16 protein-coding genes are annotated in these 15,996 nt (G+C 50.6%); 12 read left to right on the top strand and 4 right to left on the bottom strand.

Translation table 11 applies throughout. From position 1 onward, the window contains the following. Positions 1–12: 12 nt before the first annotated feature. Positions 13–1,482, bottom strand: a complete 1,470-nt coding sequence (locus tag C6Y40_RS22385) for an SLC13 family permease (RefSeq protein ID WP_105936613.1) — start codon at positions 1,480–1,482, stop codon at positions 13–15. A gap of 196 nt (positions 1,483–1,678) precedes the next feature. Between C6Y40_RS22385 and C6Y40_RS22390 the strand changes: the two genes are divergently transcribed. Continuing rightward, complete coding sequence (locus C6Y40_RS22390; RefSeq protein ID WP_240622058.1) at positions 1,679–2,578, top strand: fructosamine kinase family protein; 900 nt, start codon at positions 1,679–1,681, stop codon at positions 2,576–2,578. A 46-nt stretch (positions 2,579–2,624) separates the two neighbouring features. Next, entirely contained in the window at positions 2,625–3,635 is a 1,011-nt protein-coding gene (locus C6Y40_RS22395; RefSeq protein ID WP_105936614.1) for a DUF3080 family protein, read from the top strand. Between the two features lie 11 nt (positions 3,636–3,646). Here the strand turns inward: C6Y40_RS22395 and C6Y40_RS22400 are convergent, their stop codons facing one another. Together C6Y40_RS22400 and C6Y40_RS22405 are read right to left on the bottom strand one after the other, a co-directional pair. Further along, positions 3,647–4,282, bottom strand: a complete 636-nt coding sequence (locus C6Y40_RS22400; RefSeq protein ID WP_105936615.1) for a CPBP family intramembrane glutamic endopeptidase — start codon at positions 4,280–4,282, stop codon at positions 3,647–3,649. A 365-nt stretch (positions 4,283–4,647) separates the two neighbouring features. Beyond that, positions 4,648–5,589 carry a hydrogen peroxide-inducible genes activator gene (locus C6Y40_RS22405; protein ID WP_105936616.1) on the bottom strand — a complete coding sequence of 314 codons (942 nt, stop codon included), beginning with the start codon at positions 5,587–5,589 and terminating at the stop codon, positions 4,648–4,650. Positions 5,590–5,726: 137 nt separating this feature from the next. Here C6Y40_RS22405 and C6Y40_RS22410 point away from each other — a divergent pair, with 137 nt between their 5' ends. The 9 genes from C6Y40_RS22410 (at position 5,727) to C6Y40_RS22450 (ending at position 13,223) form a co-directional block, all read left to right on the top strand. Beyond that, positions 5,727–6,386 (top strand): carbonic anhydrase, encoded by a 660-nt coding sequence (locus C6Y40_RS22410; protein ID WP_105936617.1) that lies wholly within the window; start codon positions 5,727–5,729, stop codon positions 6,384–6,386. A gap of 14 nt (positions 6,387–6,400) precedes the next feature. After that, the gene (locus C6Y40_RS22415) at positions 6,401–7,933 is read left to right on the top strand and encodes a SulP family inorganic anion transporter (RefSeq protein ID WP_105936618.1); all 1,533 of its coding nucleotides are present in this window, start codon (positions 6,401–6,403) and stop codon (positions 7,931–7,933) included. 232 nt (positions 7,934–8,165) lie between these two features. Continuing rightward, a complete protein-coding gene (locus tag C6Y40_RS22420; protein ID WP_105936619.1) occupies positions 8,166–8,822 on the top strand; it encodes a carbonic anhydrase in 657 nt (218 codons plus the stop codon). 25 nt (positions 8,823–8,847) lie between these two features. Beyond that, the gene (locus C6Y40_RS22425) at positions 8,848–10,494 is read left to right on the top strand and encodes a SulP family inorganic anion transporter (RefSeq protein WP_105936620.1); all 1,647 of its coding nucleotides are present in this window, start codon (positions 8,848–8,850) and stop codon (positions 10,492–10,494) included. Positions 10,495–10,619: 125 nt separating this feature from the next. Further along, positions 10,620–11,441: a MurR/RpiR family transcriptional regulator gene (locus C6Y40_RS22430; RefSeq protein WP_105936621.1), complete on the top strand. Its 822-nt coding sequence runs from the start codon at positions 10,620–10,622 to the stop codon at positions 11,439–11,441. Between the two features lie 105 nt (positions 11,442–11,546). Beyond that, the gene (locus C6Y40_RS22435; RefSeq protein WP_105936622.1) at positions 11,547–12,251 is read left to right on the top strand and encodes an ATP-binding cassette domain-containing protein; all 705 of its coding nucleotides are present in this window, start codon (positions 11,547–11,549) and stop codon (positions 12,249–12,251) included. Beyond that, entirely contained in the window at positions 12,248–12,472 is a 225-nt protein-coding gene (locus C6Y40_RS25065) for a hypothetical protein (protein ID WP_105936623.1), read from the top strand. The genes C6Y40_RS22435 and C6Y40_RS25065 overlap by 4 nt, the downstream gene beginning before the upstream one ends. Next, entirely contained in the window at positions 12,456–12,674 is a 219-nt protein-coding gene (locus tag C6Y40_RS22445) for an ABC-2 family transporter permease (RefSeq protein ID WP_105936624.1), read from the top strand. The genes C6Y40_RS25065 and C6Y40_RS22445 overlap by 17 nt, the downstream gene beginning before the upstream one ends. A 3-nt stretch (positions 12,675–12,677) precedes the next feature. Beyond that, positions 12,678–13,223: an ABC transporter permease gene (locus tag C6Y40_RS22450; RefSeq protein WP_105936625.1), complete on the top strand. Its 546-nt coding sequence runs from the start codon at positions 12,678–12,680 to the stop codon at positions 13,221–13,223. A gap of 56 nt (positions 13,224–13,279) precedes the next feature. Here C6Y40_RS22450 and C6Y40_RS22455 read toward each other — a convergent pair whose 3' ends face one another. Further along, on the bottom strand, positions 13,280–14,554 hold the full coding sequence (locus C6Y40_RS22455; RefSeq protein WP_105936626.1) for an MFS transporter: 1,275 nt from the start codon (positions 14,552–14,554) through the stop codon (positions 13,280–13,282). Between the two features lie 236 nt (positions 14,555–14,790). Here C6Y40_RS22455 and C6Y40_RS22460 point away from each other — a divergent pair, with 236 nt between their 5' ends. Next, the gene (locus C6Y40_RS22460) at positions 14,791–15,993 is read left to right on the top strand and encodes an amidase (RefSeq protein ID WP_105936627.1); all 1,203 of its coding nucleotides are present in this window, start codon (positions 14,791–14,793) and stop codon (positions 15,991–15,993) included. Positions 15,994–15,996: the final 3 nt, after the last annotated feature.

Here is a 15,996-nt window from a genome sequence, read left to right on the forward strand (position 1 = left end):
CAGTCTGAACCATCACTGTTTAAATCCCGCCGGAAAACCATTCAATTCAAAGCCCCACAGTGCTGGCAATAGCCAGTACACCGCAAAGGACAATAAAATAATCGAAATAAAGTTCATCCAGATACCAGTTTTAAACATATCGGCAATTTTCAGGTAGCCGGAGCCAAACACAATGGCATTGGGTGGCGTAGCCACAGGCAGCATATAAGCACAGGAAGCAGCAACGGTCACCGCCACCATCAGCGTATAAGGATGCACATCCAGCGCCAGTGCCATGGGTGCCAGTATGGGCAGCAGGACAGTGGTTGTAGCAAGGTTTGAGGTTATCTCAGTCAGGAAGTTAACCGCCGCAATTAAAATCGCCACCAGTAAAAACAGCGGTAGGGCTTCCAGCAATACCAGGTGCTGCCCTATCCAGCTGGCCAGCCCGGACTTCTGAAAGCCACCGGCAATGGCAATTCCACCACCAAACAACACTATGGTACCCCAGGGCATTCTGACCGCTTCTTCCCAGGTCATGATGGGCTGCGTTTTATCTTTCGAGGAGAACAAAAACAAGGTCGTCGCGGCGGTAATGGCAATAATGGTATCGTCGAGCTGCGGCACAAAGTGTTGCAGATAAGAACGGAACACCCACATCAACGCGGTACCCACAAAGACCGTGAGCACCAGCTTTTCCTCGTAACTCATGGGCCCGAGGGCCTCGCGCAGTTTGGCAATTTCCTCACGTCCGCCCGGAAACTGACTGTCTTTGCAGGCAAAGGCAAAACGAGTGAGGTATACCCAGCATATGGTCAGCAACACTACGCTGATAGGAAAACCAAACATAAACCAGGTAGCAAAGCTGATATCAATGCCATAGATCTGCTGCAGGATACCGGCTAGCACCAGATTAGGCGGTGTACCGATAAGCGTGGCCATGCCACCAATGGAGGCCGAATAGGCAATCGCCAGCATCAGCGCCTTACTGAACTGCTCGCCCTCTTTGGGGTTTAGTGCTGAATGGCCCAGAAACTGACTCGCCACAGCCACGCCTATGGGTAACATCATCACCGTGGTGGCCGTGTTGGAAATCCACATCGACAAAAACGCGGTAGACAACATGAAGCCGAGGATAATACGTGGCACGTTACTGCCAACGACATAAATGATAGTCAGAGCGATACGCCGGTGCAGGTTCCAGCGCTCAATCGCAATCGCCAGAATAAAACCACCCATGTATAAAAAAATGTATTTGTGGCCATAGGAAGCCGTGACATCGGCGATATTCACACCGCCAAATAGCGGCAACAATACAATGGGCAATAATGCCGTTACGCTAATCGGTATGGCTTCGGTGATCCACCAGATTGCCACCCACAGGGTAACGGCCAGCACAGCCACACCCTGCTGACTCAGATTGTCAGGACTAAATCCCAGTAAAACACCCAGAAAAACTGCTGGGCCGAGCCCCAGCCCTACTTGCTTGGTTGAAAACGCCATAAGAAGAAACAACGTATTGTTATGGTAGTAACTTGTTATAAAGACAAAAAAAGTACATTAAATCAAGCGCCCTCGTTTGTTATGTTGAGCGATTTGTCGGATTCAGACAGTTTATGTCGCCGAAAACACTGCTGATCGTCGCGGCTGGAACTGGCAAACAGGCAAATATATTCCATACTCAAAAAAAAGTGTGAAGATGCATATAACCATGTGGCAATTTATCAGCGAACAAATCAGTGAGCACTCCGGCCACTTATTTGTCTGTCAGAACCGTCAACCGGTAGCCGGAGGCGACACCCACCAATGCGCGGTTATTCGCGATGACAGCCAGCGCTACTTTGTTAAATACCGTACTCTGACCTCGGTAGACAATACCGAGCTGGACGCCGAGGCCGATGGTTTAAAAGCGCTCGCCAATGCGGCCTGTATTCGTACTCCAAAAGTGATTTGTTACGGCGTGCTGGAAGAAGGACACCAGCTACACGAATACCTGGTCATGCAGTATTTCAAACTGTCGCAAAGCGCCAGCGAAGACTGGCTGACCTGCGGTAAACAGCTGGCCCATTTACACCGCACTACCAGCGGCCCGGAATATGGCTGGCCACGGGATAATTACATTGGCCGCTCGGTACAGGTGAATACTGCCACCGACAGCTGGGCCACTTTCTTTGCGGAAAGCCGCATTGGGGCTATGCTGGAACTGCTGGCGCGGCAAGGCCATGTGTGGTGTAACATTGATGTTTGTACCACGCAGATTTACCATTTTCTGCAGGACTATCAACCACAGCCGTCCTTGTTACATGGCGATCTGTGGAGCGGTAACCTGGGTTTTCATCACCATCAACCGGTGTTATTCGATCCAGCTGTCTACTTTGGCGACAGAGAAACCGACGTCGCCATGACCGAACTATTTGGCCGCCTGCCCGATGCGTTTTACGAGGGGTACAACGCTATCTGGCCGCTTGATGAAGGTTACCGGAGCCGACGCAAACTATACCAGCTTTACCACATCCTTAATCATGCCGTATTATTTGGCGGTCATTACCTGCAGGCCGCGCAGGACGACATAGTACAACTGAATCAACAACTACTATAAGGGCAGTTCATTGCAGGAGTCTGGCTGGCAGCACCGTATCAGGGGGATGCTATATACCCTCTGGTTATTAGTGTGTATTACCGCTTGTTCACCGCATCAGGTGAGCGACGATATCAGTGAATACAGCGAACGGCTGGGGCGGGTACTGGATACCGGGCTAACCGCTGCAGAAGAGCAACCAGCACCTGACTATCCACAGCGTGAAATGCTGCACTCGGCGCCGGCGCAGCTGGACATTAACCTGACTCGTTTTTATCAGTTGCAGCAGTGTGAGCTGGGCAACCTGGTGGCCGAGCGCAACACGGCGCTGGGAAAAATACAACATTATTCTCAGCGTCTGGTGTATGAACGCCAGCTATTAGCGGCATTATCAGACTGCATTAGCTTTGTAAGCCAACAAAACGATGAAGCTGTCCTTGAATTGCTCTCTACAATGCAAAGCTGGTATGCGACCAAGCAGGCTGCCTACCCTGAGCACTGGAGTAATATGCTGGTGCTCAGCGACGAGACCCGGGACGCCTTCAGCCGGCCTCAGCCAGCTCAGCTATTTACCGATACCGTAGACATTGCCGGCCAACTCACTTTGTTCCGGCAGCTCGACAGTTACTTATCGCCCGACAATGGTTTAGAGCTGAGCCTGGAAGCACAGTTGCAGGTGATTGGCGCCACTCGCCTGCCCGCTTCCGTATGGCAGGCTCAGCATCAGATAGCAACGCGCTTGCCCACTCTTACCGCACAGCTGGATCCCCTGCTTGCTAACACAGCCTGCCCCGATGGTAGTGCCACAGAGCAGGCAAACATTTTACGCAATGTGTTTTACCTGTTTTTCATTGAGCGGATCCAGCCCCTCGGCGGTCATATCAACGATTTTAACTATCAGTTTGCGCCGCTGCTAAACAAATGGCGCGAGGAAGAAGCGCTGCCCGAATCGTTCCGAACGTTTTTAACCTCTCAGCAAACTCGTTTTGTCGCCTATCAGCAGGCTATGCAGGACCATGTAAAATTATGGCAGCGCTTTTTGGGGCGCTGTCACCTATCCCCCACCGCGCCCGGTTAACGCAATATCAGCTACACCGTATGTTGCAGCGAAAGGTAGGACCCCAGCCCGATGGTAAACAGAAAACAGCCCCACAATGAGTGCTCAATGACTACCACCGCTGTGGAGCGGCTTTGCAGATAGCGCATACCAAACATGGCGCCACCCACCGCCGACAGCGCTACTGCCAGCCAGTTACCGTATATGGCATGGGCAAAACCAAATAAAAAGGTACTCGCCCCCAGCCGCAGTGAATGCGTGGGCAGGATAGCTTTATAGCGGTGAAAGAAAAATGTACGGTAGATAATTTCCTGCGGGATCACTGAAAACAGGGGGTAAAGCAGTAAAGTTAACAGCCACAGGGAGGTTTGTTCAGCCGGCCATTGCAGAAATGACTCCGGTAACCAGAAGTACACAATGGCTGCAGTTGCCAGCGCCCAGGGTAAAAACAGGCGCAGCGAAGCTTTAAGATGAGGTTTACCTTCCTGCCAGTTCCATAACCGGACCCGTTTAAAGGTCTGATCAGACACCAGCAGCCACAAACAAACGCCGCCAACACCCGCCAGCAATACCAGCAGATAAGGACCAAATTGTTTTACCCCGGCCAGAAACAGCAGCGGCAGTACAATAAACAGGCTGAACAGCTCAAGCCAGCGTTTTGCTTGCATTAACGAAACCCACAACAATATGAAAAATTTATGACGCTATAGTGAATTTTATACTATTTTCTTATGACAAACGATGAGTCAGCGCATTTTTTATACTTTTTACCAAGCTCTGAAGCCCTTCTTTATAAAGGCTGTAGAGGCAGATGAGCTACGCAATATGTATGCACAATCGCCCAAGACATCGGGCGGTTAGCCAAAGTGTCGGGAAATCAACTGGTTGAAGTAACGGCTATAGCGGGCATCGCACTGTTTTACAGGTGTTGGTAGCGCAAAGGCCAAAATGAAAGGTAAAAGCTGCGGTGTTCGCGGTAAATATTACCGGCCAGTATGCCTGGCATATTTACCGAGTAGATTTTCATAAGTTATTAACTATCCACTCTTACAGCATGACCAAGGGTGTCAGAGAGAATGCGCCGGATCTCATTGCCAAGCTCACGGAAAAACACCCGCCCCGGCGCGGTATTCCGCCACACCAGATTATGCTGACGCTCAATTGGCGTATCTTTTAATTCACACACGTGCAGTTCGTCCGGTTGATGTAGTTCGGAGTGAACATACAGGCCCGGCAAAAATGCCACGCCCATCCCCATAACCACCATTTGCCGCAGTGTGTCTAAACTCGTTCCTTCATAATCCCGAGTTACCTGCGCGCCGATTTTCATGCAGATCTCATGAACCTGATGGTGAAAATGGTGGGCTTCTTCCAGCGTTAACACCGTTTCGCCATGAATTTGCTCCGGCTCTATATAACGAAGGCCGGATAAAGCATGATCGCTGGGGACAACAAACTTAAGTGGCTCAATAAACAGTTTACTCGCTACCAGTTGCGACGATTCGTGGGAGCCCGGCGAGATAATGATATCAAAATGTCCATCGAATAAACCCTGCACCAGTTGCGTGGGCGCAGCTTCCCGCACATAGAACTTTAGCTTGGCGTACCTTTTGTGTAACTGCGGCAAAATAAATGGCAGCAAATATGGCCCTAGTGTTGGCGGCACCCCGAGTCGGTAAGTAGTTCGGTTACCACCGGCAATGTCACGAGCTTTTTCCTCAAACCGGATGGACGACTGCAGCACATCTTCGGCCAGCGGTAACAAGGCACGGCCTTCCGGCGACAGCAGCGTGCCACTGCGGGAACGTTCAAACAGGGATATGCCGAGGCTTTTCTCCAGCACGTTAATCTGCGAGGTCAGGGTTGGCTGACTTATGCCTAATACCTGCGCCGCGCGGCGGTAACTTAGCTCCCGCGCCAGTGCCACAAAGTAGCGAAACTGCGTGTAGGTAACTGACTTGGTTGAGGTGACCATAAACTTAAGTCCAAATAAATAATGCCAACATATAGCCTTAGGCTATCACGAAGTAAACTATTTTTCTATTAACCTATCAGGTAACAATGATTTGGTATTTTATATAATTTTCTATTTTCATATTTAGGAGCGACTAAATGGACCACGTTATCTCTGGTGTTGCAAAATTCCAACAAGAAGTTTTTCCAGAAAAGAAGGCAGCGTTTAAAAAGCTCGCCACTGGTCAAAATCCTGAAGTGCTTTTCATTACCTGTTCTGATTCACGTATCGACCCAAACCTGGTCACGCAAACAGAGCCAGGCGACCTGTTTATCTGCCGTAATGCCGGTAACGTAGTTCCGCCACACAGCAACCAGACTGGTGGTATGACCGCCTCTATCGAGTTTGCTGTTGCAGCGCTTGGTGTCACCCACATTGTTGTATGTGGCCACTCTGACTGTGGTGCAATGAAAGGTGCTATCGCTCCGGAAGCGCTTACCTCGCTACCTCATGTAAAAGAATGGCTGGGCCATTGCCGCGTTGCTACCGACGTAGTTAAAGAGCGTTGTGGCTGTGACTCACTGAATAAAGATGACCACTTACAACTGGTGACCGAAGAAAACGTAGTGCAGCAACTTCAACATCTGCGCACTCACCCTGCGGTAGCGGCTAAAATCGCCACTGGTCAGGTACAACTGCACGGTTGGTTCTACAATATCGAGACTGCTGAAGTACTTAACTACGATGAGAAAGCCGGTAAATTCGTGCCCATGGAATCTGCTTTTGCCGCCGAGGAGCAATTGGTAGTAAATAAATAACAGGGATCTTGTAAATGAAATTGGACCTATCTTTCAGTGAAATAAAGAACGATTTACCCGCGAGTATCGTGGTGTTCTTCGTTGCCCTGCCGTTATGTCTGGGTATTGCGCTCGCCTCTGGTGCGCCGCTGTTCTCCGGTATTATTGCAGGCATCGTCGGCGGTATCGTCGTCGGTTTTTTTAGTGGTTCACGGCTGGGCGTTAGTGGCCCGGCTGCGGGCCTGGCAGTAATTGTATTTGACGCTATTGCCACACTGGGCAGCTGGGAGCTGTTCCTGGTTGCTGTGGTGTTATCCGGTGTTATTCAGCTCATTATGGGCTTCGCACGGGCTGGTTTTATTGCGTATTTTATTCCTACTTCAGTGATCACCGGTATGCTTGCCGGTATTGGTTTACTGATCATTCTTAAACAAATCCCTTACCTGTTTGGCTGGCATGCCGACTTCCTTGGCGAGGAAGCGTTTATGCACGCCAATGGCGAGAATACCTTCTCTGCCATCGAACATGCGCTTGGTCTGATGTCGCCTGCCGCGATACTGATTTCCGGCGTGTCACTGGTTCTGCTGGTGATTTGGGATAAGTTTCTGGTGCCGCGTCACAAAATCTTCCAACTTATTCAGGGCCCCATTGTTGTGGTGTTGTTAGGTATTCTGGCTTCAGTAATGATGCGCCAGGCCGGTACTCCGCTGGATCCAAGCATGCTGGTATCACTACCGGTAATTAACAGCTTCAGTGACTTCACCCAGGAACTGGCGTTCCCGGACTTCTCACAAATTTTCAATATGGACGTGCTTACCATTGCTATCGTTATGGCGGCAGTGGCCAGTATTGAAACATTGTTATGTGTAGAAGCCACCGATAAGCTCGATCCGCAGAAAAATGTTACGCCAACCAACCGCGAGCTTAAAGCTCAGGGTATGGGCAATATTATCTCTGGTCTGGTGGGTGGTCTGCCTATCACTCAGGTTATCGTAAGAAGCTCGGCCAATATCGCGTTTGGTGGTAAAACCAAGCTGTCAGCCATTTTGCACGGTGTATTCCTGCTGGTGGCGGTACTGGCGATTTCTTCCATGCTTAACCTAATCCCACTGGCATCACTGGCTGCAATCCTGATTGTGGTAGGCTATAAGCTGACCAAGCCAGTCATGTTTAAGGTCATGTATCAGAATGGCTGGGAACAATTCCTGCCGTTTGTAACCACCATTGTGGTGATGATTTTTACCGACCTGTTAACGGGTGTATTTGCCGGATTGGGCGTGAGCATCTTCTTTACCCTGAAAAGCAGCTTCCTTAATGCTTATCAGTTTAAAGAAACCATCAATGAAGACCATGGTGAAAAGACTCATCATATTGTTCTGGCCGAGGACGTTTCGTTCTTTAACAAGCCAAGCATTCTGAAAAAGCTCAATTCGATCCCGGGTAACTCAAAAGTTGTGCTGGATTTCTCTAACACCAAATCCATTGCATTTGATGTGAAGGAAATGATTAAAGATTATATCGACCAGGCACAAACCAAAAACATTCGGGTCGAGACCATTAAGTTTTAACCTTCGTCATGCGCCAGCCTCCCCCCAACCGGGTTGGCCATTACAGCAGAACGTTAACGTAAAAGGCAGCCATTTGGCTGCCTTTTTGTTATATCTATCCCACCTTAGTTGAATAACCCCCCCCGCTCTTATAGCCTTTAACTATCACGAGGTAAGCTATTTTTCTATAAGACTATAATATAACAATATTTTAACAATCATAAATCTTACAAACGACGAGGAGTAAGTTGGTATGGATCATGTCATTTCTGGCGTAGCAAAGTTTCAAAATGAAGTGTTCCCGGAAAAAAAAGCCGCGTTTAAGAAACTCGCTAACGGCCAAAATCCGGAAGTATTGTTTATTACCTGTTCTGATTCACGTATCGATCCTAACCTGGTAACTCAAACTGAACCGGGTGACTTATTTATCTGCCGTAATGCCGGCAATGTTATCCCCCCGCATAGCAACGAAACCGGCGGTATGACTGCATCGGTTGAGTTTGCTGTAGCCGCCCTTGGTACTACACATATCGTAATTTGCGGTCACTCTGACTGTGGCGCGATGAAAGGTGCAATTAACCCGGAGGCGTTATCCGCTCTGCCCCACGTAAAAGAATGGTTGGGTCACTGCCGGGTAGCGACTGAAGTAGTAAAAGAAAAATGCGGTTGTGATGAACTGAACGCAGAAGATCATTTACAGTTAGTTACCGAAGAAAATGTGGTACAGCAGTTACAACACATCAAAACCCATCCGGCGGTCGCTGCAAAGCTAGCCACCGGACAGGTAAAACTGCATGGCTGGTTTTACAACATTGAAACTGCAGAAGTCACCTGTTATCAGGAAGAAACCGGTAAGTTTGGCCCCATGGACGAAAAATATGCTGCCGAGCTGGTTTCTAAACACAAGTAAACCTAACAACTGTTAAGGAAAAGTCATGAAGAACTTATTTGCTAATGTTCGTGGCGATATTACCGGCGGTATTACCGCCGGCGTAGTTGCACTGCCGCTGGCACTGGCTCTGGGCGTTGCGTCTGGTGTTGGTCCGATGGCAGGTATGTATGGCGCCATTGCGGTGGGCTTTTTTGCGGCACTGTTCGGTGGTACGCCATCGCAAATCTCCGGCCCAACCGGGCCTATGGTGGTGGTGCTGGCCGGTTTATTTGCCAGTTTATCGGGCGACGTAGAGCTCATTTTTACGGCCGTTTTACTGGCGGGTTTGTTCCAGATTTTATTTGGTTTTCTGGGCATAGGTAACTATATCCGTCTGGTGCCCTACCCTGTTATTTCCGGATTTATGTCGGGGATCGGGGCCATTATTATTATTTTGCAGATAGGCCGTTTACTGGGCCATGAACCGCCAGGGGGAACTCTGGGCGCACTGGGTTATATTCCTACTGCGCTGGCTGACATAAACTTTGCCACGCTGGCACTGGGTATCGGTACACTGGTGATTGCCTATAAATGGCCAGCCAGCCTCGGTAAGTATGTACCGGGTGCCCTCGCTGCGTTAATTATCGGTACCATTGTCAGCCTGTTCATTACCAATGTACCCATTTTAGGCGACATTCCAACCGGACTGCCAAGCCTGCATCTGCCTACATTTGAAAGCTCAACGCTGTTATTAGTACTCGAGGCGGCATTTATTCTGGCCATTCTCGGCGCTATCGACAGTCTGTTAACGTCACTGGTTGCCGACAACATGACCCGTACCCGTCACGACAGCAGTAAAGAGCTGATTGGCCAGGGTATTGGTAACACAGTAGCCGGTTTGATTGGTGGTATTGCCGGTGCCGGCGCCACCATGCGTACCGTGGTTAACATTCGCAGCGGCGGTAAAGAACGCTTATCAGGTATGGTTCATGCACTGGTACTACTGGCTGTTGTGCTTGGCCTGGGCCCGCTGGCCAGTGCTATTCCACACGCGGTATTGGCAGGTATACTGGTTAAAGTAGGTCTGGACATTATTGACTGGAGCTACATGAAACGCGCGCACACCGGGCCGCGCTGGGACTTTGCGCTGATGCTGCTGGTACTGGGTCTGACCGTATTTGTTGACCTGATCACAGCTGTAGGGGTTGGTGTGGTATTAGCTGCACTGGCTTACGTTCGTCAGATAGCCCAACTGCAAATTGAAGAACTGAAGAAAATCCCGGATACGCTCAACGATCCTAAAGAAAACGCCCTGCTTGAGAAAGCCAAAGGCAAGGTCAGTATCTTTAGTTTTGGCGGCCCGTTAAGCTTTGGTGCAGCGGCTGATTTAGGTCACCACGTACGCGAGTGGGTTAAGCCTGGCTCAAGAGTGCTAATACTGGACTTCTCCAGGGTGCCCACCATGGACGTATCCGCTTCCATGGCCGTGGAGACGGTAACATCCGATGCCAAGAGTTCCGGCCGACAACTGATGGTATGCGGCGCTTCCGACAAAATTAAAGAAGTACTGGGTAATGTGAATGCTTCCTCTGCGGAAATTCTCACCTATCCTACCTTACTTGAAGCTCTGGAGTCGGCAGTGTCGATTATCGAGGATAGCGGAAAAAAGTCGCCAAAGCATGATGGCAGTTCCACACTGTCTCATGCTTAACATGTAATCGATTATGAAAAGAGCGTCAACTGGCGCTCTTTTTTTGTGCCTGGAAAAACAGATACACCTTTGGCGCTTTGTCCGCTACACTAATTATGAAATATACGTAATAGCTGGACTTTGAAGTGGCTGATAATAATGGTGTTTTAGCACGAATTCGTGACAAGTATACCGACTTGTCGCCCTCTGCGCGGGCTATCGCCAATTACCTGCAACAGTTTCCGCTGACCATCATCAGCGACTCCACCGCCGAAATTGCGGCCAAAACCAATACCTCCAAAGCCACTGTCAGCAGGCTGTTTCGTCAGTTGGGCTATGCTTCCCATCAGGATGCCAAACAGGACGTAGTGCTACAGCGTGACGCCGGTATTCCGGTTAAACAAACCCTAACCCAGCATGATTACATTGCTGCCGAACTTGGCAACCTGCAACGTACCCTGGAATCGATTCCGGGCGAGGAAATTAACCAAATCGCTGCCATTCTGGCCAAGGCGCCGCGCATTACGCTCATCGGCTATCGCAACAGTTACCCGGTGGCCCTGCACTGCCGCCAGCAACTTAAACAGATCCGCCCGAATGTGCGGTTATTACCTCAGCCAGGGCAAAGCCTGAGTGAAGATCTAATGGATCTGGCAGACGACGAAGTTATCGTGGTGTTTGGCTTTCGCCGTCGCCCACGTATTTTTGCCCGCATGATAGATGCATTGCCCCCTCAGCGCACCATTTTATTGACCGATCCCACCGGTCAGGTTTATCAGGACCGCGTCGGCCATACGCTGGTATGTCAGTTGGGCAACCAGTTCGCCTTTGATAGTTATGCCGCGCCCATGAGTCTGGTCTCCGTAATCTGTAACCAGGCCTACACATTGCTGGGAGAAGAAGGCGATCACCGGGTGTCCACCATCAGTCAGCTCTATGCTCAGATGGGTGAGCTCGACCCGGAATAACCTGTTGTCATTCATATTCTAAAACAATCAAAGGCTTGGCGAATCCTGCCGCCAGCGTAAAATACCCGCCACTTACAGGAACTAAGTGAACAGGATGCCGTACGGATGCTCAGTCAACCCAGCGAAAACGCGTTGGCGCTTAACCAGATTTGCAAAACCTATGCAGACAAACCGGTATTAAGTCAGCTTAACCTGGCCGTTCCCTATGGCAGTGTGTACGCGTTTTTAGGCAACAACGGCGAAGGAAAACCCACCACCATCAGAGTGCTCACTGGCCTTGAAGCACCGGATGCTGGCAGTGTGGCAATTTGCGGAGACTCGCTTTATACCCGGCGTCGTGCCTGGTTATCACGCTCAGCCCGGTTTGTGCCAGACTACCGCCTGTTACACCGGCTTGGCGGACTGATTGATGCGCCCAGTCTTTACCCCAACCTGACCGCCGCCGAATTTTTATCCATTGGCTGTGCTATTAAAGGCCTGCCGGTCAGTGAAATAGACCGGGTATTAGCAGTGGTCTCCTTAACCAATGCCGCCAAACGGCTCATCGGCCAGTTCTCGTTAGGCATGAAACAGCGGCTCGCCATTGCCCACACCTTACTGGGCGATCCCAAATTGCTGATCCTCGATGAGCCCACTAACGGCCTCGACCCCAGCGGTATCCGCGATATCCGTCAGTTGCTCAGTGAACTACCGGCCAGCACCGGCACCACGGTATTTTTCTCTACGCATAACCTCGACGAAGTGGAAAAAATGGCCACCGTTTTGAATCGGATATCCCAAGCTGGAAAGCCGCACAACAGTTCAATATGACGCTGGAAGTGGGCGATGCCAACGCTGCTCATACGGAACTTTTAAAACACGGTTTTCGTAGCACAATTACTGCTCCCAACACGGTACGGGTCGACAAACTGCCCCGTAATGAGCAACCCCGGCTACATGCCCTTTTGGTGGGTGCAGGCATTGAGTTATTTCAGTCTTACCAAAATAAAGCCTCGTTAGAGCAATGGTTTACCAATGAACATACCGATTAATCCATTTCCGGGCCTGAGCCGACTGCTGGTAGTTGAGTGTCTCAAGCTCAAGCGCACATCAACGCTGCTGATGGTATTTGCCCTGCCGCTACTGGTGGTGCTGTTTTCCACGGGATTAGCCGTTAAATCACAAAATCTGCAAGCGTTTGACCACCAGGCCTGGCAACGTTGGTGGATGGGCGTCATGGCGTTATGGAGCTAATTTATGCTGCCGATGTTTATTGCGCTCATCACCGGCGCCATTAACGGTAATGAGCACAAAAATCACGGCTGGCGCCTGATGCTGGCACTACCTGTCAACCTCTACTCACTTTATATTGCCAAACTGCTCCTTGCCGTGCTGTTAACCGCGACCGCTCTGCTATGGCTGTGGATGAGTGGTTTGCTTGCCACCTTGCTGATGAACGTATTAGGGACACCAGCGGAAACGGAATACGGCCGGGTATTACTCAACGCGATGCCAGCCTTAATACTTACTTCCCTGCCCGTACTGATCTTCCAGCACGCGGTGAGCTGGCGGTTTGGCAACATCATTGTACCGCTTTCGGTAGCGGTAATGGCCACCATGGGCATTGTACAAATTGGCAGTTCAGAATACTGGGTCTGGTATCCGTGGAGCTATATGACGATGTCGGCAATGGGCGGCACTGCAGAGCTTCGGCATCTCGCAGTTTGGTTATCACTGGCCGTGGCCACGGGGTTATTTTGGTTAAGCACGTTACTGGCAGCCAGCCACAAACGCGCTGGCTAACAGACAATCGCCCCGACAGATATTACCAGCGCTCAGGACTAAATCTGGTTTCAACCTTACACACCCGTATCAGTCGTTTTTTGCTCCGGTAAATGCTCGGTGCGCGGATCAATCTCAAATGCCGCAGGCGTGGTAATACCCGCCGACGGCTGAAATGTGGGATGCGAGTCACTGGTATCAGGTAACACGTGACTACGACGGCGAATAATCACGATAACGGCAAATAACACCAGAAAAAATGTCATGTAGGCATAAAGTCCTTTAGCCCCCATTATGCCCATCAGTGAAGCGGCTAACGGCCCACCGATGGCAGAACTAATACCATAAGTGATCAGCATTCCACTGCCGATGGGCAGAAAATCCTTCGCCATGGCATTGTCATTCACATGGGCCAGACAAATCGCGTAGGAGGTCATACAGGTACCGCCCCAAAAAAATGCCAGTATGGCTGCCGGCCAGCCGGCAAATCCTGACCAGTACGACGCCAGCACAATGCCCAGTGATATGAAACTGCCCGCCAGGGCGTTGTAGATTAAAATGATACGCCTGTCATAGCGGTCAGAAAAACGCCCTACCGGGATCTGAAAGCAGGCCCCCCCTAATACCGTGGCCGACATAAACATAGCCAGTTGGGCATTACTAAAGTTGCTTTCGGCGGCAAAAACCGGCCCCAGCGACCAAAAAGCGCCGGTGACAAGACCCAGGATCACTGCGCCAATCATGGCGATATGCGAATGCTGCCAGACTTTCTTAAAACTCACTTTTACACTGTTGACCTTCGCTGGCGCCAGCGACAGCGTTAGCGATACGGGTATTATCGACAGCGCAATAAAGATTGCAGCAATACTGAATAGTAACGGATAACTGACATCCGCTAACAGGAGTAGCTGTTGAGCCAGAGTGATCATCAACAGGTTGAGCATCGAGTAAAACGATAAAATCGTACCGCGATTACTCGCATCGGCGCGTTCATTAAGCCAACTCTCAATAATCATATACAACCCGGACACCCCAGCGCCCAGAGCAAAACGCAGCGCCAGCCACAACACAAAAGACTGTAACCAGGCAAACAGCAAGGTGAAAATGAGATAAGCACAGGCCAATACCGCGAACCCACGGATATGCCCCACCCGCTTGAGCACATGAGGCGTCGCTAGGCAACCTCCGATAATCCCCAGAAAATAGGCCGAACCGGTTAAGGCGACTTCAATGGCAGAAAAACCGAGCTGATTGGCGGCCACCGGCAATAGCGTCAACAGTAAACCATGACCCAGCAGTAACAGTGCATCAGACAACAACAGCGCGGATATCGGGATCAGAGAACGAACCATAAAAACAGTCACGCGAAGAGAAGTATTACCTTTACGATACAGAGTGAACGTAAAATTGCCAAGGCGGTCAGTATTTTTAACGCTGATAACCCGAACACCATGCCCTTACCGACCGGTTACTCCCCGGGGCGCACCTGCACTGTTAACAAAAAGCACAACAATTTAACAAACGTTTCACTTGACTTATGAGTGAAACGATTGTTTCATAGAGGTATCCTTCTGTAACATTAAACTTCATGGATCATTTTACCGTTAGTTCGCCATTTGTCTGGCAACCAGCGCCCACTGTGGTGCCTGCTGAACAAGCCAGTACACCTGCTCTTAATGCAGTAAACGATAGCGTTAATTCGTTGTCGGGCCTGCGCGTGGCTGTGAAAGACCTGTTTGCTATCGAAGGTACTGCCACCACAGCGGGTAATCCGCACTGGCTGGCAACGCACCCGTTAGCCCAGACCACTGCCAGCGCCGTGTCCAAACTGGTATCAGCAGGTGCCGAAGTGGCAGGCAAGACCATTACGGACGAACTGGCTTACAGCTTAAACGGGCAAAATATCCATTACGGTACCCCGCAAAATCCACTAACGCCTGAGCGCCTGCCCGGCGGTTCATCCAGTGGCTCGGCCGTAGCAGTATCGGCCGGTTTGGCCGACATTGGCCTGGGCACCGATACCGGCGGCTCCATTCGCGTACCCGCCAGTTATAACGCTCTGTACGGCATGCGGCCTACTCACGGTCGTATCAGCACCGACGGCCTGGTAGCCCTCGCCCCGGGTTTCGATACTATCGGCGTGATGACAAAAAGCCTTGATGTGCTCGAACGTAGCATGAGCTGTTTATTCGACTCGCCGGTGACTGATACCCCGGCTCTGACGTCTTTGGTGGTGTACCAAAAGGCGGTGGATAACAGTGAGCAGGCAAGCGCCGCTAATCAATGGCTTGCTTCCCTGCCAATAGCCAGACAGGCAGGTGATTTCAGTCAGCTGGAACAGCTACCGCTGGCTGAAGCATTCAGGGTGTTACAGGGGCGTGAGATTTGGCAAACCCACGGCGAGTGGATCACCAATACGCAGCCGGTATTTGCACCGGATATTGCCGAGCGACTTAACCAAAGCGCGCAGATCAGCGACGCTGAGGTAAAGCACGCAACACATATACAACAACAGGTACGTCAGCTGTTAGCTGCACTGCTAAACGATAACCGCGCCATTGTGCTGCCCACTACGCCGGGTTGTGCACCACGGTTAACCGCCAGTGCGGCCGAACTGACTGACTACCGCAAACAATTATTATCATTAACTGCCTTAGCCGGACTGGCGGGTTTACCACAACTGCATTTGCCGTTATTTCGCCTGAATGACGCACCCTGTGGCTTATCACTGATAGGCCCGGCGGGCAGTGAAACCAGCCTGTTCGCTCTGGCTCGTACCCTTACGGAATAAGAA

The organism is Marisediminitalea alba (genome assembly GCF_002993365.1).
GTDB classification, from domain to species: Bacteria; Pseudomonadota; Gammaproteobacteria; order Enterobacterales; family Alteromonadaceae; genus Alteromonas; species Alteromonas alba.